Annotated in this window: 13 protein-coding genes; 8 read left to right on the forward strand and 5 right to left on the reverse strand. The window is 45.2% G+C overall.

Going from position 1 to position 25807, the window contains the following annotated elements:
• Positions 1 to 13 precede the first annotated feature (13 nt).
• From H8706_RS04000 to H8706_RS04035, 8 genes are all read left to right on the forward strand, one after another.
• Complete coding sequence (locus tag H8706_RS04000) at positions 14 to 1777, forward strand: S-layer homology domain-containing protein (RefSeq protein ID WP_262431590.1); 1764 nt, start codon at positions 14 to 16, stop codon at positions 1775 to 1777.
• Positions 1777 to 4635, forward strand: a complete 2859-nt coding sequence (locus tag H8706_RS04005; RefSeq protein ID WP_262431591.1) for a hypothetical protein — start codon at positions 1777 to 1779, stop codon at positions 4633 to 4635. Before H8706_RS04000 ends, H8706_RS04005 begins: the two co-directional genes overlap by 1 nt.
• A 40-nt stretch (positions 4636 to 4675) precedes the next feature.
• Positions 4676 to 5944 carry a hypothetical protein gene (locus tag H8706_RS04010; protein WP_262431592.1) on the forward strand — a complete coding sequence of 423 codons (1269 nt, stop codon included), beginning with the start codon at positions 4676 to 4678 and terminating at the stop codon, positions 5942 to 5944.
• A gap of 112 nt (positions 5945 to 6056) precedes the next feature.
• On the forward strand, positions 6057 to 7226 hold the full coding sequence (locus H8706_RS04015; RefSeq protein ID WP_262431593.1) for a hypothetical protein: 1170 nt from the start codon (positions 6057 to 6059) through the stop codon (positions 7224 to 7226).
• Positions 7227 to 7242: 16 nt separating this feature from the next.
• Positions 7243 to 11406: a hypothetical protein gene (locus H8706_RS04020; RefSeq protein ID WP_262431594.1), complete on the forward strand. Its 4164-nt coding sequence runs from the start codon at positions 7243 to 7245 to the stop codon at positions 11404 to 11406.
• A 69-nt stretch (positions 11407 to 11475) separates the two neighbouring features.
• Positions 11476 to 15210 (forward strand): beta-galactosidase, encoded by a 3735-nt coding sequence (locus H8706_RS04025; RefSeq protein ID WP_262431595.1) that lies wholly within the window; start codon positions 11476 to 11478, stop codon positions 15208 to 15210.
• Positions 15207 to 17669 (forward strand): hypothetical protein, encoded by a 2463-nt coding sequence (locus H8706_RS04030; protein ID WP_262431596.1) that lies wholly within the window; start codon positions 15207 to 15209, stop codon positions 17667 to 17669. The genes H8706_RS04025 and H8706_RS04030 overlap by 4 nt, the downstream gene beginning before the upstream one ends.
• A 23-nt stretch (positions 17670 to 17692) precedes the next feature.
• Positions 17693 to 19114, forward strand: a complete 1422-nt coding sequence (locus tag H8706_RS04035) for an FAD-dependent oxidoreductase (protein WP_262431597.1) — start codon at positions 17693 to 17695, stop codon at positions 19112 to 19114.
• 56 nt (positions 19115 to 19170) lie between these two features.
• Here the strand turns inward: H8706_RS04035 and H8706_RS04040 are convergent, their stop codons facing one another.
• From H8706_RS04040 to H8706_RS04060, 5 genes are read right to left on the reverse strand one after another with little or no spacing between them, the layout of a single operon-like run.
• Complete coding sequence (locus tag H8706_RS04040; RefSeq protein WP_262431598.1) at positions 19171 to 20190, reverse strand: class I mannose-6-phosphate isomerase; 1020 nt, start codon at positions 20188 to 20190, stop codon at positions 19171 to 19173.
• A complete protein-coding gene (locus H8706_RS04045) occupies positions 20177 to 21463 on the reverse strand; it encodes a sedoheptulokinase (protein WP_262431599.1) in 1287 nt (428 codons plus the stop codon). The genes H8706_RS04040 and H8706_RS04045 overlap by 14 nt, the downstream gene beginning before the upstream one ends.
• 12 nt (positions 21464 to 21475) lie before the next feature.
• A complete protein-coding gene (locus tag H8706_RS04050; protein WP_262431600.1) occupies positions 21476 to 23785 on the reverse strand; it encodes a pyruvate formate lyase family protein in 2310 nt (769 codons plus the stop codon).
• Between the two features lie 15 nt (positions 23786 to 23800).
• Positions 23801 to 24538, reverse strand: a complete 738-nt coding sequence (locus tag H8706_RS04055) for a radical SAM protein (protein WP_262431601.1) — start codon at positions 24536 to 24538, stop codon at positions 23801 to 23803.
• A 41-nt stretch (positions 24539 to 24579) separates the two neighbouring features.
• Positions 24580 to 25728 carry an ROK family protein gene (locus tag H8706_RS04060; RefSeq protein WP_262431602.1) on the reverse strand — a complete coding sequence of 383 codons (1149 nt, stop codon included), beginning with the start codon at positions 25726 to 25728 and terminating at the stop codon, positions 24580 to 24582.
• Between the last annotated feature and the right edge of the window lie 79 nt (positions 25729 to 25807).

Here is a 25807-nt window from a genome sequence, read left to right on the forward strand (position 1 = left end):
GTAAATGATGAAAATGAAAAAATTTACGGTATCCGCACTCGTTTTTGTTTTAACGGTTTTCTCGGCGCTGACGTGCTTTTGCGAGGCGGTTCCCAATGCCGAAATAACGCTTGACGCGGAGAGTATGTTCCGAAAAATTTCGGTCAGCGGATGCCTTACAAGCGCAAATATCGGACTTGACAAAGATTACGGCGCGTCGGTCGGTATGCCGATAAGCTTTGTTATGATGACGGCGCCCTGTACGGACGGTGACGAATACAATATTTCGTATGAAAACTTAAGCTATTTTAAATCGGGCACGACCGACGAAAACGGAAATTTTGAAGTTGTGTTTCCGCTTGCTGACAAAAACGGCGACTATGTTTTGCAGATTACCACGCGTTACGGCGTTGCGTACCGCGAAATTTTCAGCTACGACAACAAATCGGTAATCGACCTTAACAACGTCCTTGCCGAAAAGGACTCGGAAAAACTCGGAGCATTTCTTTTGAGCGACAAAAAATTTCTCGATTACGACACGTCGATTTACGACAGTCTTGACGGCGAGGCGAAAATTCTGGTGTGCCGTGCGCTGATTGACGAATACGAAAAAAACGGCGTATATGAAAATATAGACGCTTTCCACCAAAGTTTTAATAAAATTGCACAGGAAACAAGGGACAGTCTTATTTATCTTCCCGAGTTTTCAAAGGAAAGCAGAATAGGTCTTCTCACAAGCTATTACAACGATTCGGGCAGTGACGCGGATAAAAAGGTTTTTGCGTACATAACCGAAAACAATCTTCTCGACTACGTTATAACAAATCTTGAAAATAACAAAACTGACGACCTTTTCGGAAACGTTGCGGACATCACGGTAAAAAGCCTTTGGGACGCGCAGACGGTTTATTACACAACGTTTGACAAAATCATAAACACCGACAACGTTTTTTCGTTTGATGATGAGCTTTTGGCAAAATATAAGTCGGCAAAAAACAGCGACGCTTTGCTTAAAGAAATTTCAAACACAATAAACACCGCAAGCTCGGTTGACGGATTTAAAAAGGTTATCGAAAACGCGGTGACGAAAATAAATTCGCAGTCCGACGACGAAGAAATCATCAAAAAACCGCCGCAGTCGGGTTCAAAAGGAGGCGGAGGAGGCGGAAAGGTATCGGGCGGAATTGCTGTTATACCGCCTGTGGAAACACTCCCCGACACCGACACCGCGCAAACCGAGCCGGGCGTTACAAAAGAAACGTTTGCCGATTTGGACGGCTTTGACTGGGCGAAAGATGCAATTTTGTCACTCAAAGAGCAAGGTATAATAAACGGCAGGTCGGAAGCGGAATTTGACCCGTCGGCGACCGTTACGCGTGCGGAATTTTCGCATATGCTCGCAAAGGCAATGAAGCTTGATACCGATAATGCGAAGTCGGATTTTGCCGACGTTTCGGAAAACGAATGGTTTTACAAAAGCGTTTCGGCGCTTTCGGAAAAAGGCATTGTAAACGGTATGGGAAACGGACTTTTCGGAAGTAACAATCCCATTTCGCGCCAGGATTCGGCGGTTATGCTCGCAGGCTTTGTAAATTCGGAAAATACCGAAAACACCGATTTTGCCGACGCGGACGAAATAGCCGATTACGCGAAAGAAAGTGTTAAAAAATTAAAATCCGCAAAAATCTTTTCGGGTGACGAAAACGGTAATTTCAATCCGAAATCAAGCATCACGCGCGCCGAGTCAGCGGTTGTGATTTACAATATTTTAAAAGGTGAGGGGGCGTCTCAAAAATAATGAAAAAGTTAATTGCAATTATTATTTCGTTTGTAATGATTTTTGAGGTTATACCCGTATCGCTTGCGTCTGCGGAAAATGACAGCGCGGAGTTTGAGAGAAGAACAAAAATTCTCACCACGCTTAAAATCATAAGAGAAACAAAGGAAAAAGGCGAGAATGTAACACGCGCACAGGCGATTGACACGGCGGTGCGCAGTATCAGAAAAAGCGTTCCCGTAAAAAACGGCAAATGCGGTTATACCGATGTTTTGCCGGGGCACAAATACATAGACTCGCTTGCGGCAGCATTTGACACCGCGCTTCTTTCGGGAAACAACGAAAACAAAATTTTTCCCGACGAGAACATCAAAACCGAAACGCTTTTGAGGCTTTATATCCACATTCTCGGCTACGACGCATACTATGACTGGACGAAAAAGGACGCATACGGCATTTCAGCGGACTTAAAGCTTACAAAAGACGCGGACGTTACAAAGGAATATATCGACTTTGAAAACTTTGTAAATATCGCGTTCAACGCGCTTGAAATCCCGATTTTGCAGGTTACCTCAATCGCGGACGGAAACGTGAAAGTCGATACCGACAGGGACGTAACGCTTCTTTCGGAATATCTCGATATTTATGAAGATACGGGTTTTGTTTACGCAAACGGCTATACGTCGCTCCGCGGAAAAAGCACCGCAGAGGAGGGCTTTGTGATTATAGAAAATTACAAATTCCGCGCGGGCGAAAGCCTTGCCGAGGATTACGTCGGCGAATATGTTAAATATTACTACCGCGAAAACAGAAGTGCGCAGAACGAAATTCTGTATGTTGAAAACGACGATCAATACGACGTTTTGGAAATTGCGGACGAGGATATAGACGGTTATGACGATTTTACTCTGACGTATACAAAATCGGGCAGAGAAAAAACCGCAAACATCTCGCCGTCGGCAGATATTATCTACAACGGCAAGGCGCTCGGCGCAGGCGAATACGACGAAAGCCTTTTTGACGTTAACCGCGGAAATATCAAGCTTATTAAAGCAAATTCAAACGTTTACGGCATTGTTAAAATCACATCGTATCAAACGTTTATGGCGGACAGTATCTATTCCGACGAACGGCAGATAAGGCTTATTCCCGAAGATGACGCGTATAATTCCGTTTTGCTTGAAAAGGATAACAATTCTTACATAAAAACGTTTGAAAACGGCGCGCAGATAAACATTGAAAGCGTGAAAGCGCCTGTTGTCGTGTCAAGCGCGGCGAGCCTTGACGGCAAGTGCGCACGGATTGAAATTTTCAAAAACACAGTGTCCGACCTTGAAGTAAAAGAGGTCGGCGAGGACGAAATTTCGGTTCAGCAGTACGACTACGACGCGCACGAATATAAAAACGTAACTTATGAAATCAGCAAGGAATATCAAAACGTTATAAAATCGAAACCGCTCGATTTGAAAAATCTCGGCAAAAGGGAGCTTTGGCTCGATAACAACGGCAGGGTTATTTATATAAAATCCAATACCGACAATTCAGATTTCTGGGCATATATCGCGTCGGCAACACCTGACGAAAAAAGCCGAAACAACCCGAAAGTAAAGCTTTTCAAGCAGACGGGCAGATTTTTGGAGTGCCCCGTTGCGGAGCGTGTCACGGTTGACGGCAAAAGCATAAAACGCGCCGATTTTGAAAAGTCGAAGTTATACAAAAACGGCGAAATTATAAAGCAAATCGCGTTTGTGTCGCTCAATTACGACGGCGAAATCCGCGTAATCGACACCTGCCTTGAACAAACCGCAGAGCGCGAGGCTGATTATTCGCTTTATAAAAAAGTCGGCGAAAACGGCAGAGAGGCTGAAAACACCGTCTACAAAATGGGCGGACTTGCTTATAACAAAAACGATTATCAATACGGAATACCGTATTTCGGAGGCGGTTCGGGAACGTTTAAAAACGGCATACTTATGTCGGGCGACACGGTGATTTTTGCAATCCCTGCGTGCGGCGACCCCGAAGATGAGGATTATATGCTCTATTCGCGCAGTTATTTTGAAAAGGACTGCTACTATTTAACAGAAGGGTATTCGCGCGACGACAGCGATTACTCCGCACAGGTTGTGGTGTATAAATACTATCCCGAATATACCGGCAAAATTGAAAATTCGGTGCTTACGGGCAAAGACCCGTCAAATCAGCGCCCTGTTTTGCAAAGACCGTTTGCCAGAACACAGTCGCTTTTGAACGGCTATGTTGAAAATATCACAAAAGCGGTTAAAAACGGCGATGACGGCGTGAATATTTACATCACCGACCTTTCAAACGGCATTACAACGGCATATTTTATGGAAAACGAAAGCTATATTTCGGACGTTGACGAGGGTGATATTATAAGATATTACCTTTTCAGCGGCGAAAAACTGCGCTATACCGAAAAGCTTTTCTCAACCGATAATATGGAGTTTGACCAAACACCGAATATACTTGCGTATAACTCGGCAGGAACGACGCCGACCATAAAATCGTTTGCAATAACAAACAACGGGTGCGTTTTGGAGGACAGTTTTTCCACCTCGTCCACAGACGGTTTTGACGCAATGTACTGTCTGTATTACGGCGGTGTTGTCGATTACAACGCGCAGTATGCGTATATAAAAACGAAATACGCGCTCGATAACGGCAACGACGATATTTACACCGCGGAGGTTATGTCGCGCACAAGCAATGTGTTTAAGTATGACAAAAAGAGCAAAAAGCTTGAAAAATGCTCGTTTGACGATATTAAAACATATAAGGTTTGGGGCGCGGAATATTCAAAAATCGCGGTTGTGTCAAACTACCGATGGGTGAGTGCAATCATAGTCTTCAATTAGTTTTTGCATATATAAATTAAATTTTATAGGAGTGAAAAAAATGAAAAAGAAATTGTTTAGGTTAACCGGAATTTTGGTTATGGCGGTAATGCTTGTTTCGGCATTTGCGGTTGCAGGTTTTGCGACAGATGCTGACGATAACGAGGTTTATTCGGATACTTCGGCAGACGACGCAAAATTTGTGACGCAGTTTCTCCCCGACAGCACGGGTTTTGATTTGAGAGAGGCAGCTGCGGAAACAAACACAACACAGACAACCAATGAAACAACAAAATGGACGAAATATGATGCACCGTCGTCCAACTATCAGAGATTGCCGATAACTTCGGCTTTCCATTTCGGCAGTACAAATGTAGGAACGGGCGGAAGAAGCATTAAATCGCCTTTTGTTTTTGCGTGCGACGTTAAGCTTCCGACGGATTACAGCGGTGATATTTCTTTTGTAGTTATAAAAAGCGAAAACAATGCGTATAAATCAATTCCTGTTTATCTCGGAATTAACAACGGTGAATTTTATATTCATTCCATAGGTGCAGACAGAAATTTCTCGAACGGTATTACCGCGGTTAAACTTGCCTCGCCTTTGAGCACTCCGCATTTGTCCGACAAATGGTACGGTTATGCAGGCGACGGCATAAGAAGAAAATTTGCCCGTGTTTATCTCTATTTAGACCCGTTTACGGGAAAGGGTTCGGCAAAAGTAAGACAGTATTTAGTTGCGAAAGACGGAAGTTTGGATACTTATGTTACCGATTCTGAGGTATTTGAATTTGAAATTGCGAAATCTCAAAAACTTACCGCCGCTGATGTCACTGCAACGGAGAACGCAAATTCCAAAAACTATTCCATAGCGCTTTTTAATACTGCAAAAACGGCAACATCAATCGAAATCAGAAATGCAAAAATATACGTTCCCGAAACAACGATTTTTGAAAAACCGACGATTGAATTAACCGAGGGCAAAGCAAGAGCGTCGGCAACATTCTACGATTTTTCGTACAGCGGTGCAGTGCATAACATATATCCGCTCATCACCGCGGTATACAACCGCGATACAAAAGAAATTGTCAAAGTTGAAAGCAAGGTTCAGGATATTCAGCGCGGAAACGGATTCTTCAATTTCGGAACTAAAGTTGCCGAAAAAGACGTTAACTTATCCGCACTTTCTGACGGCGTATATGACGTTAAAGCGTTTGTATGGAAGTCGCTTGCGGACATAATGCCCAAAACGTCGGCGTCGGCGGTTAAAACTTATAAAGTTGAAACGGGCGATAACGGCAAAACAATCACCGAATTAACAACCGACTGATTTTTACAAAAATCCCCGATACGGCGCCGATGTGCCGTATCGGAAAGAGGCAAAAAACGGAGTGAAAATTTGATTTGAAATCCCGAAGAACAACAGCAAGGGAGAAAAGATTATGTTTAAATTTATGAAAAAAAGCTTAACGCTCGGACTTGTTTTTACACTTTTCGCATCGTCGGGCGCATACGCGGTAAACACCGACGGCTCGGCATTTGAGGACGCTTTTTTGCGGAACGGCGAAAAATACACCGCAATGACCTACACAAATTCGCAGACGTCGGCACTCACCGTCGAAAACGGCGTTACAAGCGTTTCGTGCACACCCAAATATCAAAACACGCGCGTGCTTGAACAGTTCAGATGGAACACAACAAATTCGTCGGGCAGAAGTGTAAGAACACCGTTTGTGTTCACGGGCGAATTTAATTTTGAGAGCATCGAAAAAGCAGGCAAGGTGCGTCTTGCACTCGAAAAATTCAAAGGCACAAATGCAGAAAGCATACCGTTTTGGGTGCAGTTTTTCTCGGACGGCAAAATGATTGCAGGTCCGTCGTCCGACGCTAAAGTGAAATTTGACGGCTGGCTCAACGCGGACGAATACGCGGTTACGCTGTCGGACGGTACAAACGGCTTGATTGTGTATGACGGCGATGTTTCGGGCGAATGGATAAGGGTTAAAGTTTTTCTCGACCCGTACACGGGCGGAGGCGTTTTTTCCGCCGGCAGGGTTGATGATGACGGAAACTTTGTTTCGTCCGTATGCGATTTCGGATTTAAAATCGACAGCCGTGCGCTTTTGACAAAAACCACAGCGTCCGACCAGTCGTCGGCAATGTGGTACAATATCGGCGTGCAGTGTCCGTCGGGCAAAACCGAGTTTAAAATGCGAAACCTTTCGCTTACGTGCGAGGACGTTTGGGCGGACGGCGATACGGTTATAAACATTGACAAAAATACGGTGTCCGCAAGCCAGACTTGGCTCGGATACGGCTTTAAATGGGAAAAATACACCGTTCCCGAAACGGTTGTTTCGCTGTATGACGAAAACGAAAATCTTGTTGCATACAGTGTGAAAAAGGACGTTTCGATTGCAGGCAGAGGAACGGGACTTTACGGTTACACCTCGGCAGAGGCGAAAACCGACGTAACAGACCTTTCAAATCTTCCCGACGGAAAATACACCGTTCGTGCGTTTTCGTGGTCGGGCATAAATTCGGCAAAACCGTATTTTAACACGGCTGCCGAAAAGGAAATAAACATTGCAAACGGCAGTGTTACGGAATAAACGGCGGAGGGATTTTATGAAAAACGCTTTATTTAAAAATTTTGCATTTATATTGGCTTTTGCGCTTATTTTTACATCGGCGTTCTTTCCCTCCGAAATTTTCGCGGAGGAAAGCTTAACGGCGCAGGACGCGGTAAATGACGCGGTTGTGTGGTATTATTCTTCGGTTTATATGTATTCTCACGGCGAAAGGCTTGAAATACCGGCCGAGGATTTGACATTTATTTTTAAGGATAACACAATTTATGCCGAGTATGCTTATTTTTCCGAAACCTTCGGCGCAAAGTATGCGTACGACGGAAACAACGGCCTTTTATCGTTTGAGAAAAACGGCACAAAGGTTGCCGTTAAGCTTTTTGACGCATATGCTGACATTGAAGAAAACGGCGCGTTCACGCATAACAACTGCGTATATGTGCCTACCGGATATATTGCAAAAGAGCTTGGACTTAATGTTTTTGACAACAAGCGTATTTTGTATGTAAGCGAAAAATACGACTTAAACGACGAAAAATTTTCTTATCTTCGCTCGGAGATTGAAGATTTGGTTTACGATACGGCGGTTTTGTACGACTTCGACCAAAACCTGAAATTCGGAACGCTTTCAAAATGGAGCGGTGCGAAAAATGTTGATGACGAATTTTACAAATCGTGGGGCGTTACCGATGAGGACAAACACTCGGGCGAAAAGAGTTTAAAACTCACCGCGTTTCCGCAAGACTGCGCGGGATATGCCGGATTTTCGTTCCCGAAAGTAAGGCTTGACAAGTCGAAAATGTACGTTGTGACGTTTTATGTGAAAGCAACCGACGATTTTAAAAACAATTTTCCGCGCCTTTGTATGATGGGATATTCCGAGTCGGGTGCGTGGCTGTCGCTTGAGGTTTTCAAAGACCTTGCAAAGGGCGACTACGGCAACGAATGGACGCGGTATGACTATGTTCTCGACCCGTCGGCACTAAATGCGTCAGTTGAATACGTTGACATTGTCGTTGCAATGGCAGGAAACGGACAGTCGGGCGCAACGTCGGGCGCGCTGTATTTTGACGATATTTCGTTAAAATCCGCACAGCCGAGAAACGACAGCGCGGAAAAAAGTCCGCAGATTATGTCGAACAAAAAAATGAACTGGTACAAAATCGGCGAAACCGTCACAATGACGCCGACGCAAAAGCTGGATACAAACGTTTACAAAACCGCGGCTATGACGGTTAAAAATTCGTACGGCGAGCCTGTTTACGAAAAGACCGTTTCGGCGAAAAGCTTTAATGACGGAATTTCGTATGTTCCCGATGATATCGGCTACTACGAGCTTTCGTTCACGCGCACCGATATTTACGGTCAGACGACAACGTATAACGAATTTTACAATTATTTAAACCCCAAAACCTCAAAATATGTGAGAATGGATATTCCAGGTCAGGGCATTATTGTCGTCCCCGGCGACACAAAGCCTATGGACGAGCGAAGCCCGAGATGGTCGGCGTCGCTTTATACAAACCGTTACCCTGCGAAAAACGGCGAGCAGATTTCCCACCCGAAAGGACATCAGCAGGACGCGATTGAGCTTGCCGATTTGGTGGGATTTTCAAAAATACGTTTTCACGCGTTTACACCGCACAGTTTTAACTCAAATATGGACACCGTTTCAAACCACGAGCGCGGTGATTTTTACTTTGACGAATACGACGAGAGTATGCGCGAGGCGGCGCGGTACGGTTTTACGATTATAACAAATTTTTACGGTACTCCGCTCTATGCCGCGCCTAATTCTCCCAAGGGTGCATTTGACCCCAAAACCGATGCGTACGGCAAGCAGTATTACGCGTATATGCCCGACAATATCAAGGCATATGAGGCGTATATGAAAAAATGCGTCGATCAGTGGGACGACATCTGCGACTACTGGGAGGTATGGAACGAACCGCACGTTTACGGCGGAAGCGTATTCTGGGCAGGTACGACCCCCGATTTTATAAAGCTTTTGAAAACAAGCTATGAATACATAAAATCAAAAGGCGAAAACGAGCAGGTTATTTTAGGCGGACTGGGCGCACGGCGCTACACGTCGTTTGTGAACGAACTCGTTAAATACGGAGGCTGGCAGTATTTCGACCTTCTTGCAATGCACGGCTGGGACCTTGATCCGTGGACGTACAACAATATTGCAAAGTCTTACGGCGAGGAGCCGAAAAGAATTTGCTCCACCGAGTGCCATTTCACTCTCAAAACTCCCGGCAGTGAATTTGCGTATAACACCGAAAAGGAAGAAACGTTCAGATTTTTGGTGTCAACCTTAAAAGACATAAAATACGGCTCGGAATTTACCGCGCATTTTTCGCTTCCCGGAAGTCAGGCGGACGACGAGCTTATAAGATATATGACCGACAACAAAATTTCGGCAGAATATGCTTATGCAAACGGCTTTTACCGCCGTTATCCCAAATATCCCCAGCAGTTCCCGAGATTTTTGGCAGCGGCGTCGCACACGTTTTTTGAGCACGCAGGCAAGCAGTACGACTACACCGACGAGTATCTTTTCGGTGACCAGAACGTTGTGCGAATGAACACAAACGGCAAAGAACAGCTTGTTGTATGGCTTGACGGCGGAAGCAAGGCAGAGGCGGAAATTTTGAGCAGTAAGGTTGCATCGCTTCTTGACAGCGATTACGAAATCTACGACTGGGAGGGAAGAAAACTTGAAGTAAGCGACTTGCCCTCGTTTACGCTCCGTCCCGAAACTATGTATTTTATATACGGCGCAAATTCCGAAAAGCTTGATGCACTTCCCTCGGGAAAAGGCGGCGGCGACGGAAAAGGCGACGTTTTATATAATCTTACCGAGCGCGCGGCAGAGCTTGCAAAGTCGGATTTAAACGCCGTTTCGGCAATCACGGGCACGGGCGCTTTGTTCGATAAAACGAGCGGCGCATTGGCTGACAGTATTGCATATGTAACAACCGACTGGCAGACCGTTTCGGACACCGACGGTGCGTTCTCCGACGGCAAGAGCGCGAAATTCAGCGTGTCGGCAGGTGATGACGGAATGTACTTTGTGTTTGAAACAGAGGGAATTTCCGACGCGCCGATCGTAAGCAAGACTGATGACATAGACAAAAACAACATTTTGAAATTTGCCTTTGATACAGGCGGAGCACGCCAGGCAAAAGACGCTGTTGTGTATTCTCTCGGAATTTTGAACGGCGAATGTGTGCTTGTAAAATCGTCCGAGGCGTTTATCGGCGGTGATGTTATAGCCGATTACACAAAAGAGGGCGGGATTGCAAACTCGGCAGTTGTTAAAACCGAAGAAAAGGGCGGTAAAAAATACTATAAAATTTTCCTTCCCGACGGCGAAATTTATCCGTATCAGCGCGACGAGTCAAAAGTATTTTCGTTCGGCGCAAGTATAAATGCGCAAAACGGCGCGCGCCTTATCTGGTCGGACGTTTTAAAAGGTGAAACAAAGGGAAGCGGAATAGGCAAAGTATACTTTAGCCGTGACGCGTTTTTTGCGGATGGCAACTATATTGCACCCGAGGCGCAAATAAGCGCAAAACCGCTGTTCGACAAAAACAATTTCTCATATGCGGACGGCATAAACTGGATTGACAGTCTTGAATGGGTTGTCTGCGCTGACGGAAAAGAACAGGGCGATTTCTCGGCAAGGTTTGCGTCGTCGGTTGTTGAGGGCGACGGACTGTACCTTATCTGGGAGGTTAACGACACCACCGACAACGCGCTTGCAAAAACCGCGGGCGGACTGTATTCGGTAGACTCGGTTCAGTTTGCCATTGACACAACGGGCGAGAAAAACAACGCGTTAAGAGCGGAATATCAATTCGGACGCATCTTGTCAAATCCCGATAATTCGGTGCTGTTTAAAGAAAACGTTCCGTCGGTTGCCGGAAAGGACGTTCCCGAAAACTTCACCGCAACGCGCGATGTTGTGAAAAACTGTGTTCACAAAATTTCGCGTACGGGCGACAAAACGACATATATGCTCTTTATGCCGTTTGACGAGGTTTATCCGTATTCACCCGAACAGGGCTCGATTAAATTCTCAATGCTTATAAACAACAACGACACAAACGAGAGGGTAGGATACCTTGAATGGGGCAGTGGAATAGGCAAAACCAAAAACACCGCTCATTACGGAAAACTTGTAATCGATAAATAATGTGATAATCAAATAGGCAAAAAACACATTTTAAAGCGATGTGTTTTTTGCCCGTAAGAGGTTGAATTTATGAAAAAATTTTTGCATTTTGCACTGGCAGTTTCAATTATATTAAGCTCGTTTGCGTTTGAAAGCGTTTTTGCCTCACAGCACCATTTCACGCTGTTTTTGCAGGACGAATACTATGTTTACAAAAACGGTTATGATGCTGATGATGCAGGTCTTTCGGACAGAAACAAAATCAAAAAAATAAGCGCAGACAGCGGATATGAAATGTGTTTTTCCGACGCGTCATATACGGGCAAGACGCGTTTCGGGCTTGATTTTTACGCGTCGGATGGTGCAAATGCGGAAATTTCGCTCATCGGCGCGGATATTTCGGATATTACCGAAAAAAGCGAACTCGGCAAAATCAAAATATGCAGGAATGAAAATTTAAAAAAGCTTTCGGTTTTTTATTATAACAAAAACGGCGCCGAGCAAAGCACCGACTGCGCGTTTGACGAAAATGCGCGCTACGGCATTGACTTTGAAATCGACACAAATTTAAAGAAATTCGACGTGCTTGTTTATAAAAATATCGAGCGCACGCTTTATGAATATCTTATCGAGGACTGTCCGCTCGATATAAAATCCGAAACGGTCGGCATAAACGGCATCAGAATAAGCGCGAAAGGCGCGGAATTTAACCTTGATAATCTTTTTGTGCAAAGGAGCCGCCGAGCGGTTGAAAACAAGGTCGGTGCGTATGCGGGCGGCAAAATTCTGACCGTCTGCGCAAACAATCCGAAGGGCGAAAAGCCGTGCACCGCATATGTTGTTTTTTATGATGAAAACGGAGTTATGCAAAGCACAAAAACGTTCACGCGCAAAAAATTTTACGACAGCTATTTTGAACGTCAGTTTGCGCTTGAAAGTGAGAAAAACGGAACATATAAAGTTTACGTCTGGGAGGACGGCATATTAAAGCCCGCCGCGGTGAAAAACACTCTTTTGATTGATGGCGGTTTTGACACTGACGGTGCGATTTTCACCGAAAATTTTGAAGATGATTTTGTTGACAACGACCTTATTTTAAGCGGAAACAAACTTGTAAACGGCTGGTCGTTCGGAAGATGGGGAAACAGTGAAAGCGCATATGACACGGGCGTTACAGCAGACGAAAAATCGGACGGTAATTATTCTTTGAAAATTGCGTCGGTGCAAAAGGGCAGAGCGGGCATTACCAAAAAAATCGCACTTCCCGAAAAGGGCTTCAGGCTTTCGTTCGACATAAAAACGTCGGAGAATTATTCGGGCAACTATCCCAAAATTCTGTTTTTGTGCTACAATGCGCAAAATCAGTTTTTCTCGCTCGCCGGTGAGGATATGCAAATGCAGGTTAAAAACGGCGAGTGGGTGCACAACACAATAAATATCGACTGCCGGGATTTCCCCGAAGAAACTGCGAAAGTTGAGATTGCGTTTGTCACGCAGTACGACAATTCGGGCAAAACTGCGCAAGGGTTTGTTTATCTTGACAGCATAAAAGCGGACAACTACTACTTTTACACCGAATGTGACAATAAAATATCGGCAGACGGTGCAGAAACACCGTTCGCGTGGTATGAAAAGGGCAGTGCGGTGACATATACCGTGCACAGTTCGTCATACAAGGATATGGATTATATCGAGGGCATTGTGTATAATTCGTACGGCGAGGAGGTTGCGCGTGTTAAAACCGACAGTGCGGATGACGGCGAAAAATGGAGTTACACCCCCGACGGCGCGGGATTTTACAGTATTGTTTTCTTTTTGAGCACAAAAACGGGCAAGCGAATTTGCGAATACACGCCTATGAAGATGTATTACAATTCTGTTTCGGGCAAAATCGACTATTTAAAATGGCACAGAAAAGATTTTTACGTAACACCGCACAGCCGTGTGAATATGGCGGACAGAAACGGATTTTTCGGACTTTCCATAAGTCCCGATACGGCAAGATATTACTATGACATTGCCGATAAAATCGGATTTTCGTTTCTGCGTCTGCACGAAATTGACTGGCGCAAGGCGGAACCGCAAAACGGCACATACGACTGGTCGGGTCTTGACGGTGTGTTTAACTACCTTAAAAACAGTGACGATATGATGTTTGACATTATCGGAAACGTTGTAAGAACGCCGAAATGGGCGTCGTCAAACGCGGACAGTGATAAATATTACGGATACATTCCGAGCGATATGACGTATTTTACCGATTTTATGACCGATATAATAAACCGATACGGCGGATATGTTGACACCTGGGAGATATACAACGAACCGCATCTTCCGGGCGGAAGCGTGTTCTGGAACGACACCGCCGAAAACTATGTAAAGCTTTTAAAGGCAGGCTACGAAACGGCGAAGTCGGAAACAAACGGCAACGCCGGGGTGATTATGGGCGGTATCGGCGCACGGCGCTATCTTTCGTTTTACAGACGGTTTATCGAGAGCGGAGGATATAACTATACCGACAAGCTTGTTATGCACGGCAAGGACATTGACCCGTGGAATTACAACGCGGTGACCGATAAATACGGCATTGAGCCGAAAGGCGTTATCGACAGCGAGTCGCATATGGCGCTTCTTTCCACCGCGGACGGCGATATATATTTCACCGAAAAGGAAAGCGCGTTAAACATTCTCAAAGAGTATTTGAAAGAGATAAAATACGGCGTTGAGAAAAATGCGGTGTTCACTTTGGGAAGCATTGCAAGCTGTGAGGAGATCGACTATTACAAATCGTATGTCACCTCTGCCGAACAGCAGTTTAACATTCTGCGCGGAAAACCAGAGGTTTCGCCGAGATTTATGACGGCGGTTATTCACAATCTTATAAATTTTGCCGATAAAAACACCGTATACGAGGACGAATACAAGCTCGGCGATATAAACATTGTGCGCTTAAAAACGGGAAATGACACGTCGCTGATACTCTGGGCGGACGAATTAAAGCCGTTTGACTGTCCGGAAAGCGTGAAAAACCTTATCGGCGAAAATACGCTTGTTACCGACTGGGAGGGCAGAAACGCAAACGTTTCCGACATCGGAAAGAAAAGCGAAAATGTGTATTTTATAAAAAATGCCGACGCGTCAAAGATAAATTTTGAGTCGGCTAAAAACGATAAGATTTATAACGGCAGTGTTCTTTACTGCGACTACGAAATGAAAAAGTCGGCGAATGAAAGTTTTACCGCAAAAGGCACAGCGGGCGAAATTTTCGACCATTCGTCGGGCGCGGAAAAACAGGCGGAATTTGTGACCGAAGGCTGGAAGAATGACGGCGCGTCGTTTGCGGTGTCAAGATGCACGGACGGTGTAGATTTTATTATAAAAACCGAAAATCCCGACCCGTATTTTGCATACTACGGTGACGGCATAACGATAGGAATCGACACCTTTGCGAACGGCATAAGAACCGACCTTTCGGAGTTTTCGCTCAAAACGCACGGAACGGAGGATAATATATCCTGTGCGCTTATAAAAACCGAGTCGCCCGAAATCGGCGGAGATTTGCCCGGCGGGTATACTCAAAAAGGCGGTAAGGTCGTAAGATGCAAGCTTTTTGTGACGCATAACGGCGGTGTTACAACTTATAAGGTTCACATAGACGCAAGCGAGCTTTATCCGTGGTATGCCGATAACGGCACGCTTGCGGTTTCGTTTAAAATCAACAACTATGACACAAACGGAAATCTCGTTTCGCAAAATTACTGGGGACAGGGCGAAAGGTATTCTGTCTGGGAGGTTTACAATTTCGGAAGAGTTGCGTTTGAGTGATTACATTTGAAAGGATTAAGGCTATGTTTGGATTTGATTATGATAAAAATTTGTCGGTGGGGCGAGTGGGTCTTGAAATAAGCCTAAAACCGTTTAAAAAGCTTGACGATGAATATATAGAAGAAGTGTGCGGCGAGCTTTTTGACCAGTGGACAAATCTTCTGCATTTTGCAAACGGGTGCTCTGTTATGCTTTGGTCGGCGGACGGAAGCGAAATTCTTGAATATACGGGAAATTTTGACGATAAGTTTGAATGGTGCTATTTTGTGGGTCTTGCAAACTGGAAAACGGTTTACAAGCACGCGCCCGACGATATTTTGCAGTACGGCAGAAAATATCTTCCCGACAATGAAATTCCCAATATGACCTACGGTGCGCTCAAAAAGATAATCTCGGCGATTAAAAGGGCAGGAAAGAAAAAGCTCGGCTTTGACATTGAAGTGGGCGCGACTTTCGACCCCGGCCCCGAATTTTCGCTTTCTGATTTCAAAACAAGGCGCCACCCCGAAATAGACTGCGGAAACGGCGAGGCGGCGGAAAGTATTTGGTATCACTGCGCCGGAAACTTGAACGGTGACAGCGAAAAATACGCCGCATATCCCGACGGAATACCCGACGGACTGTGTTTCGGCACGTTTTTCGGCAAGCAGTTTGAGCGCTTTAAAAACGATTTGGGTTTTGACTACATCTGGCTTTCAAACGGATTCGGATATTCTCTGCGCGCGTGGAACTGGACGGGCGAGGGGTACAACGGAAAATGCTTTTGCGACGGCGAAAACAAGGTTATAAACGGAATTAAAGAGTTTTGGAGCGAGTTTACAAAATACTGCGATTGCAGAATTGAAACGCGCGGAAGCAACATCACGGCAGGTATGGATATAGGCGCGCACGCGTCGCCGATAAAGGATATTTACGGCGAATACAACGTTGTTGCGCCGCCAAATTCACCGTGGGCGGCGCTCGATTTCCGTTACGGTCTGGAGCTTTCGGGATATATGTCGCACATTGCGGTTTTGCCCGAAAAAAACAAAGAATTTATGTTCAGGTACTACCTCAACGACCCGTGGTGGAAAAATTCGCCGTGGTTCGACCGTTACCGCGAAAGTCCGCACGATATTTACCTACCGCTTGCAATCGGCAGAATAGACGAAAACGGAAAGGTGCAAAATCCGAAATATTTAAACTTTTTAACCTGCGACGACACCTACGGAAAGCTTTCGTGGCAGGGCGCGAGCGAGGTTACGCCGCATATTCTATCGGCATATAACCACGCGCCGAACAAGGTAGGTTTTGTAACGTGGGTTTATCCGTTCGACTACTGCGAACAGGGCGCAAAAACGGGCAGAAACGGCGAGGCGGCATTCTCCGACTGGACGGTTGAAAGCGCGCTCGATAACGGACTTTCAATATCAAACGTCGTTGCGGACAGAAATATTTTAAAGTCCGATTTGAGCATTTACAAAGACACCGTTCTTTTAATGCCCGTCCCGAACAAAGGTACATACCTTGAAAAAATTCTTGTCACACTGCTTGAAAATTCGTGTTCGGTTATGCTTTACGGCGACGTACGGAATGCGTCGGATACGGTCAGAAATTTAATCGGCGTAAATTTGGCGGACGGAATTGACGGACGGCTAAAAATGTACGCTGAATATGACATTGACACGCTTGAAAACGGAAAATTTGCCGATACATTTGAGCACGTTTCGCATCTTTCAAACGGCGATATAAACACCGTTTCAAACGGCAGTGCCGAGGTTCTTGCATATGTTTGTGATGAGAAAAACAACGAAAGAGTGTATGCAACATACAGCAAAAACGCGCTTTCGGGACGTCTTGTGTGGATAAGGGCGAGCTTTCCGCACAAAAACACACCCGAAAAGTCGCTCCCCGAACAGAAAAAACGCAGTGACGAGTTTTGCGTAAGCAGTCTTTTCAGACGTTTTCTTTCGGTTTTCGGCATTAAAATTTCATATAATTTTGAAAATCCGAACGGTAAATGCGATATGCTCGCGTTTGCGAAAAAGGACAACGCGCTCTACATTTCGGGTGCATCGAGCGTAAACGGCGCGCGCGCAAAGGTTATGCTCCCCGACGGCGCACCGCTTGTTACAAACTGCCCGTGCTGTGTTGACGAAAACGGCGCGGAGTATGATTTTAATATGTTTATGCACGGCGAATGTCTTGTTTACGTTAAGCAAAAGGAACGTACAAAAGTGTCGGTTGTTACAGTTCCGTGCAGTTCGCACAGTCTTGACAGACGCATAAGAATTTTCGGTTTAAAGGACGCGCACGTTACATTTGTCGCACCGAAAAAACCGTCGTATACAAGATTTTTGTATAAAGACGAAACCGACTGGGTGCTTCAAAATATGGAAACAAAAACGGCGGACGGCGGTAAAAAAGTGATTGCCGAGCATATCAGCGAAACGCTTACGATAGGTTGGAGAATAGATTGATTTCGGTTTGCGGAGGTTTAAAAATGGAGGATTATACTGTTAAAATTTCACGCACGCAAAAGTGCGGTGTTTTGGTTGCCGGCGGAGGTGTCGGCGGTGTGTCGGCGGCAATTTCGGCATCGCGCACAGGTGCGGACGTTATGCTCATTGAGAGCGGAGGGTGCCTCGGCGGTCAGGCAGGTTTCGGAATTGTAACGCCCGTCGGCTCTATCGAAACGATAAGCCGAAAAAGTTTCGGCGGTCTTTGCAGGGAGATTTACGACAATGTATCGCGCCTTACAAAAAAATACGCGTCCCCAAAAGAGGGTTTTGAGGACCTTAAAGCGTCACCGCATATTTTGAAATATGTTCTTTTGAAAACGGCGGTTGAGGCGGGCGTAAATGTGCGTTTCCATACACAGTTTATTGACGCGGAATGTGAAAACGGCAAAATTAAAAGCGTTATCGTGTCGGACAAAAACGGGTTTATGAAAATTTCTGCCGATATGTTTATCGACGCGACGGGCGACGGCGATTTGATTGTCAAATCGGGCGCGGACTATGTGAAAGGCAGTGAAAAGGGCGTTTATCATCAGCTTGCCGAGGAGGGAATGGACAAGCGCCATTTCACCGACGAGAAAATGGACGGCGGCGAAAAAAGCGGTCTTATGCAACCCGTTTCAATTTTCTTCACAATGGAAAACGTCGATATGAAAAAAGCGTTTGAATACAACAACAAGGTTTATAAGTTCGGCGATTTCGGCATTACGAAAGAAAAATTTAAAAAATGGGAGTTTGCCGGTACGTGCGGATTTGAAATCACCGACGAAAAAATTCCCCTTCCGCAGGGACGTATTCTCGTTTCGTTCGGTACGTCAAATCACACCGCGGTTATAAATATGTCGCGCGTTACAGGCATTGACGGCACCGACGCGGACAGCTTAAACGACGGCGAAATAAAAGCACAGCTTCAGGTGATTGCGATTGTCGATTTTCTAAAAACTTTTATTCCCGGTTTTGAAAACAGCTGCCTTGTGCAGTCGGCAAGCTCGCTCGGCGTGCGCGAAACAAGGCGGTTAAAGGGAAATTACGTTTTGAGCGGTCTTGAGGCGATAAAGGCAGAGCAAAACGACGAAAGAATTGCGCGCGGTTCGTATATTATAGATATTCACGACCCGAACGGCAGAAAATCCGCGTTCGGCGGTGATATAAAAGGAGATTTTTACGATATTCCCTACGGCACGCTTGTTACCGATAAGGTTGAAAATCTTCTTGTCTGCGGACGGTGTATTTCGGTTGACCACGTTGCAAATTCCAGCACGCGCGTGCAGGGCACCTGCATTATGACGGGTCAGGCGGCAGGAACCGCGGCGGCAATGGCGGTTACAGAAAAAGTATCTGCGCCGAGAGTTGACGTTAAAAAACTTCAGAAAATTTTGATTGACAACGGTGTATATTTGGATTGAAAATATGTAAAAACAATCCGCCAGATTTTTTGACCGACGGATTGTTTTTTTGACTTTTATTGCGCAAAACATTCCGCAACCGTAAGATTGCCGTCAATGACGCATTTTCCGACGGCGCTGTGCGGAAGAAGAAAATAGTCGCCTCTGTTTATTTTGCGTTTTACATCGGGTGCGGTTACGGTGCCGTTCCCCGAAAGAACAACGTAAACACCGGCGCTTACGTCGGGAGTGAAGCTTGAGTTTTTCAAGATAATTCTGTTAATTCCGAAGTTTTCGGTTTGATTTTTTCCTATCAGCATTTCACGGTGCATATTGCCGTTTTCGCTTATTGTAATCGGTTTTTCTTTTATAAGCGGCGTGCTTTGGTATTTAAAGCAGTCAAGGCATACGTTTTTGTCAAGTCCCATATACATCTCGTGTTCGGTAAGCCTTATATCACCGCACATATGTTCAGGCTGAATTGTGAAATCGGTGGGTTCCTGCACTTCGAGAATAAGGCATCCCGGGCCGATTGCGTGGACGGTTTTCGCAGGTACGAATATAACGTCGCCTTCTTTTACGCTGTATTTTACAAGCAGACGCTCCATTGCGCCGGCATCTGTTTCGCTTTGGTCAACAGCTTTTGAAAACATTTCTCTTGTGACACCGTCTTTAAACCCGAAATACACCGACGCACCGGGTCTTGTTGCAAGAATAAGCCAGCTTTCTTCTTTTCCGTGAGTGCTGTTAAAATATTTAAGCGAAAATTCCTTGTCGGGGTGTGCCTGAACAGGCAGACGCAGTGCACTGTCCAAAAACTTGATTAAAACTCCGAGTTCGCGTTTTTCACCGAGTATTTCCCTGGGATATTTGCCGATGAGATCATCAAGATAAAAACCTCCGTTATCGGTTATTGAAACGCCTTCTTTTTCAGATGACGGATTGGGATTTTCCGCAGTTACGGAGGAGGCTATCCACTCCTCGGGATAATTTCCGTCACCGCTCCCGTCACCCACGAATTTTCCCAGAAGCGCACCGCCTTTGTATGCCCTGTATACTCTGTTTTTTTCAAAAAATATAGGATTATCGTAAATCATACTGTATTATCCTTTCTGCCGTTTCCAAATTTTTGTATATTCCGCACCCTGTCATTGCAAAAATTGCCGCGCCTGCCGCCGCCTCCTCGCACAGCGACGGAATGTGAAGCTTCATACCGAATGTGTTTTCGGTTATGTTTTGCAGATGCCTGTTTTTTCTTATGCCGTTTCCGCTTGCGATAAGTTTTGTGCAGTTTGTTCCGCCCGATTTGTAAAGGCAGTAAAGCTCGTTTGCAATGCCGTGCATACAGCCCAAAATCATATCGCGCGGTGTAAAGTTTTCTGTTGATATATTTTTGATGCTTCCGCGGATTTCGGGCATTTTGCGCGTTCCGCAAAGCCTTGTGTCAAAAGAAATGCCGGTTTTATACGTTTCGCCGATTTCGTCTGCCATTTTTTCGTAAAGCGGTTCTTGAGATACACCGCACATTTTTAAAACCTTTTCAAAAAAACCTTCAAGCACAGCATATGCTCTGCCGCCGCAAAGCGAACTTCCGACTGCTATGAACTTTCCGTCAGATAACGGACGCGTTTCGAGTCCGTCGGCTGTTATCGGTTCGTTTACCGAAAACGAAACCTGACTCCCTGTTCCTATATTAACCAAAACGCACCCGTCATTGCACCCCGAACCGATAAAGCTTGCCTGGTTGTCACCGATTGCCGTATAAACGGGTATGCCGTGCCATTCGCCGAGTTTTTCCGCAGTGTCGGTTGTTTCGGGCAAAAACGGATTTTCGACGGCAAACTTATTGTTTTTTATGTCAAATCCGCCGAGGCTCGACGCATCCGAAACGTGCATAACGGGCGATTTTCTGCCGGCAAGGCGCGCGGCGGCATAATCGTGAATTGTGCAGTACAAAACCGCATTTTCGGGTATGATTTTATTTGTTTCATTGTAAAAATGCGTAACATTTCCGTATCCTGTAAATGAGTTTAAAAATGACGCATATGTGCCGTTTTTGTACGGCAGATTTCCGCGCCCGTCCTGCCAGGTGAAGAGCGGACTTACCGCGCGGAGCGATTTATCAAGATACACAATGCCGTGCATTTGTCCCGTTATGCCGATTGCGGCTGTGTTTTCGTCTTTCAGTTCGTTTGCCAGCGACAGTACGGTATCAAATATTTTTTCTGCGTCCTGAAGCCTTTCAAACGGCGCGCCGTCAATCCAAAAATCGTTTTTTGCCGAAACTGTTTTTTCGCTTTTTCCGCTTTCGGCGTTTATGCGCACACCGCATATGCTTGTTGTGCCGATGTCAAGACCTATTGTATTCATAAAAAATCTCCTTTAAAGCGACGCCGAGCACGGGTCAAGGCGCTTTATTATATCCTGCTGTATTGCCGGGGATAAGTCGAGAAAGTTTACAAAAGTTCCGTGTATTCTCATTATGTAAACACCGCTTGGCGCATATTTTTTCGGGTTTTCAAGCACCTTTCTCAACGTCTGCGGAGTTGTCACGTTGACGTATAGGTAGAACGGTGAAATGCCCTTTTTCATTTCGTTGAAAAACAGCGGTTTTATAATTCTTTCGCCGAATTCCGCACCTTTTTTCTCAAATGTATTTCCTTTAAAATAGTTAGGGTCAACACCGAAGTGCGACGCATAACCGCCGTTCATTTTTTCGTACGGCAAGCCGAAAGATGACAAAACGCGGTAACCCATACCGTTGGACGCGTCGCCGTAAAGCGGGTCGACACCGTATCCGAGCATTTCGCGGCTGTGTCTGCCGTCGGGAGTTGCGCCTACCCAATATCCGTACAGCAGATGCGTTGACGGGCTGGAAAAGTCGGGTCTGAAACTGTTTCCGAGATAATTTTTAAGGCTTGCAACGGTATCTGCCGCCATATTTGCAACCTCGGCGGTTTCGTTGTCTGCCTCATTGATGAAGTTGCCGTATTTCGGACATTTGCAAAGATAGCCGTGCAAATCGTCAAAGCCTTTAAAATCAGCTTTTAACGCTTGTTCAAGTCTGTCTTTGTCATTCGGTCTTTCGTTTAACATATGCCTTATCGCAACAATGCTGTCAGCAGCGACGCTTATGCCGTGAATAAGGCAGCCGCTTCCGTTGTATTTTGTACCTTGATGTTTTGTGTCGCGGACGTCAATGCCGTTTTCAAAACCGCCCATAAAGCAAGACAGAAACGGCACGCGGAGGTGCGAAACTGCTTTCGACGCACCGTTTGCGGCGTCTGCCATACGCTCTGCAAAATATTTTGTGTTTTTAAAAAACTCCTCTTTTATATTTTCGAGAGGCGCCTTTTTGATGTCGGCAAGCTTTTCGCCTGTTACAAGCGAAACACCGCCGGTTATTGTAAGCTCTAAAATTTTCGGCAGATTAAGCCAGCTGTTTGTTGTGTTGCCGTTATCTTTTCCCATTATAAGCGGTTCCTGGCACCCGGCTATTGAAATATCGGGTAAATCTTCACTGTCGACCCCGTGGCTTTTCAAAATCTCAAACAACGAGTCGTCGTTGAAAAACGACGGAGTGAGAACGCCGGGGGTAAACAGAAATTTCCCCATATTTTCATAAAATTCCTTCGGGGTGTTTTTGTGAAGCTTTACCGACAAAATCGGCTGCGGCAAATTCATATTGTAATATGCGTCCATAATTGCGTATGTAACCTCGTTTGTAAGGTCGCTGCCGTCAATATCGCGTCCGCCGAGAATGATATTTTGCGAAATTGCCCAACTTCTGTCCGCAACGTTGAAAAAGACCAGAAAATGCTCGAAAAGTTCTGTCGCTGTTTCTCTGTCGGTGTCGTAATAAGGCGCAAAAATTCTGTCCGCATTGCCGACCGAAAACGCAAACGGGTTCGGCGCCTGTTCAAGACACATCACCTGCCACAGAAGAATGAACATTTGTATTGCCTCAAACAGTCCTCTTGCGCCGCGGCGCGGAACACGCTCCAAAGTTTTTATCATATATTCAAGCTGATTTGCTCTGTTTTGCGGTGCGTCTTTAAGCTGATTTTCCAAAATTTCACGGTATCTGTCCGCAAGAACGATTACGCTCTGAAGGGCGAGCTCCATAGCGCGGCAGCCGTCGCCCTCTTTGTCTTTTATTCCGTCAATCATTTTTAATACGCCGTGCTTTAACGCATAACGGAAATCGGGTATAAGATGTCCCGTAACCTGTTCAATAAAATATGCAACCTCTTTTGTGTCGCTTTCATATTTTTTATAAACCTCGGACAATGTTTTTACATAATCGGTGTTTTGCATATACTGTCTTACCGTTTGTATCCGTTCCGATGTAAATTCTTTATTCGGCTCAATGTCATTGAAAACCGCAGTCGGGTCACAGTCGCCGTTAAATTCTTCAACCTTAAAACTCGGGTTGATAAGTGCATAGCTTCTTGCAAAACTGTCACGCTGTGTGCCGACAAAGATGTTGTTTTCGCTTACCGAAAGCGGAAGAATTTTCACTGTTTCCAATAGGGTGTTCGCCTTGTCGATTTCCTTTGATTTATACTTTCCCGAAGTTTTCATTATTGTTTCCTGTGCAATAAACCAGCCGTCAAGCCTTTTTATTGCGCGCTCCTGTGCAAAGAGAGCTTTTGCCATATCGGTAAGCTCGCCTTTTTTAAATTTAAACATATACATCGTTCCTTTCTATGTATTGATTACATTAAGACCGCAGTTTGCATATACTTCTTTAAATTTATCCAATGTTTCTTTGGTTATAAATCCGTTTTGAATTTCGTATTTTTCGCGCCATTTGGCTTTGCCGAATTCGTGATAGGGCAGAAGTTCAAACGAAAAACTTTTGCAGTCAAGCGCCGAAAAATAGTTTGCAAAGCCGTAAGGGTCGGCATTTATGCCGCTGATAACGGGAGTGCGTATCAGCACCTTTATTTTTTGTTCCGACAGCATTTTTAGGTTTTCCTTGGTCTGTTTCAGTGAATGACCTGTGTATAAAATGTGTGTGTCCTCGTCGAAATGCTTAAAATCCATTATCAGATTATCAATGTAGGGGATAAGCTTGAAAAGATGCTTATGTGAACCGTTTGTTTCTATAGCGGTGTTGATTTTTTCTTTTTTTAACGCTTTTAAAAGGCACAGCACATTTTCAAACTGATATGTGGGTTCGCCTCCGGTCAGCGTAACACCTCCGCCTTCAAAAAACATAGGACGGCATTTTACTGCCTCGTCAACAAGCTCGCCTACTTGGTATTTAATGCTGTTTTCACCCGGAAAAGCCATACTTTCGGGATTTGTGCACCACTTGCACTTGAAATTACAGCCCTGCAAATGATAAACAAGTCTGTTCCCAGGACCGTCCTGTGAGAAATTAAAGCCTTTTTTAAAAATAAAAATATAATTAGTTAAACAATTTAACTTTTTGTTCAAAAAAATACCTCCTTATTGCATACGACAGCTAAAATACGGTTTTAAAACTGTGTTTCGTTTGCCTTATAAAGTGATTTATCCAAGGGACGGAAAAACAGATTGTGCATAGCCGTTGACGCGCCTGCGAGCGCTTTGCTTTTTTCCGACGCGGAAATAGTCACGCGCACCGGGTGGTTTACAATGGTTCTGCTTTTGACCTGTGACTGAATTATGTTTGCGAGGCGGTGACCGCCGTAGATAATTCCGCCTCCCAAAACAACCGTTTCAAGGTCGAAAAGGTTTATCAGATTAACCAATGCGTCCGACATATATTCCGCTTCTTTTTCTATAATTTTTGTATCGTTTGCGTCGATAACTTCGCGCCATGACGAGTATTTTGTTCCTTTGATAAGAGCAGGGATTGAGGCATAACACTCAAGACAGCCATGGTTTCCGCAAGTGCACGGTTTTCCGTTGGGAATGAGCGTGATGTGTCCAAGCTCGCATCCTCTGCCTTGACTTCCGCGGTAAAATTTGTTGTTTATAACCACTCCGGCGCCTATACCCTCGTCAATCACCACATATGCAAAATTATCTTCGGTTTGACAGCAGCCGAAATACTGTTCCGCCATTGCATATGCGTAAGAGTCGCGTTCAAGCACACATGGAAGATTTGTTTTTTTAAAAAGATATTCGCATATGTTAAAATTGTGCCATTTTGAAAAATCGGGCGGATTTAAAATTGTTCCGGTTTTGTAATTTACAGGTCCGGGCGAGGCAATTCCGATGCCTATAATATTCCTGTCGGGAAGCATTCCTCTGTATTTTTCGATTTGCTCTGCAATATTTTGGGCGTTTAACTGTGCATCGCCGTGCAAATAGCTTTTTGTTTCCATTTCAAGGCAGTTTCCGCCGAGATCGAAAAGTCCGAGCTGATAATCGTTTCGCGAAAGACCGATGCCGATAACGCAGCGCGATGACTCACAAAGTTTAAGTATGAGCGGATTTCTGCCGACACCGGCGGTATCCTGTGCAGGTTCGTCAAAGATAAGACCGCTTTGCATAAGTTCGTCGGTGAGGAGCGATATTGTCGCCTTGGTAAGTCCCGTTTCTTTTGCAAGGCCGGCGCGCGAATAGCCGCCCCGTCTTATCATACGGAGAATAAGGCATTTGTTGTTTTCTTTCATCAGGCCGGCATTTGTTCCGCGCATTAAATCACCCCGAATATATTTATAAAATGAATTAACAAATTATTAACCAACTGAATTATACCATACTGAAGCTTTTGTG

Source organism: Qingrenia yutianensis, assembly GCF_014385105.1.
GTDB lineage: Bacteria > Bacillota > Clostridia > UMGS1810 > UMGS1810 > Qingrenia > Qingrenia yutianensis.

What these genes read in the sequence shown, in the direction of transcription:
- H8706_RS04000 (WP_262431590.1), top strand. Translation starts at nt 14, where the DNA reads ATGAAAAAATTTACGGTATCCGCACTCGTTTTTGTTTTAACGGTTTTC.
- H8706_RS04005 (WP_262431591.1), top strand. Translation starts at nt 1,777, where the DNA reads ATGAAAAAGTTAATTGCAATTATTATTTCGTTTGTAATGATTTTTGAG.
- H8706_RS04010 (WP_262431592.1), top strand. Translation starts at nt 4,676, where the DNA reads ATGAAAAAGAAATTGTTTAGGTTAACCGGAATTTTGGTTATGGCGGTA.
- H8706_RS04015 (WP_262431593.1), top strand. Translation starts at nt 6,057, where the DNA reads ATGTTTAAATTTATGAAAAAAAGCTTAACGCTCGGACTTGTTTTTACA.
- H8706_RS04020 (WP_262431594.1), top strand. Translation starts at nt 7,243, where the DNA reads ATGAAAAACGCTTTATTTAAAAATTTTGCATTTATATTGGCTTTTGCG.
- H8706_RS04025 (WP_262431595.1), top strand. Translation starts at nt 11,476, where the DNA reads ATGAAAAAATTTTTGCATTTTGCACTGGCAGTTTCAATTATATTAAGC.
- H8706_RS04035 (WP_262431597.1), top strand. Translation starts at nt 17,693, where the DNA reads ATGGAGGATTATACTGTTAAAATTTCACGCACGCAAAAGTGCGGTGTT.
- H8706_RS04040 (WP_262431598.1), bottom strand. Translation starts at nt 20,190, where the DNA reads ATGATTTACGATAATCCTATATTTTTTGAAAAAAACAGAGTATACAGG.
- H8706_RS04045 (WP_262431599.1), bottom strand. Translation starts at nt 21,463, where the DNA reads ATGAATACAATAGGTCTTGACATCGGCACAACAAGCATATGCGGTGTG.
- H8706_RS04050 (WP_262431600.1), bottom strand. Translation starts at nt 23,785, where the DNA reads ATGTTTAAATTTAAAAAAGGCGAGCTTACCGATATGGCAAAAGCTCTC.
- H8706_RS04060 (WP_262431602.1), bottom strand. Translation starts at nt 25,728, where the DNA reads ATGCGCGGAACAAATGCCGGCCTGATGAAAGAAAACAACAAATGCCTT.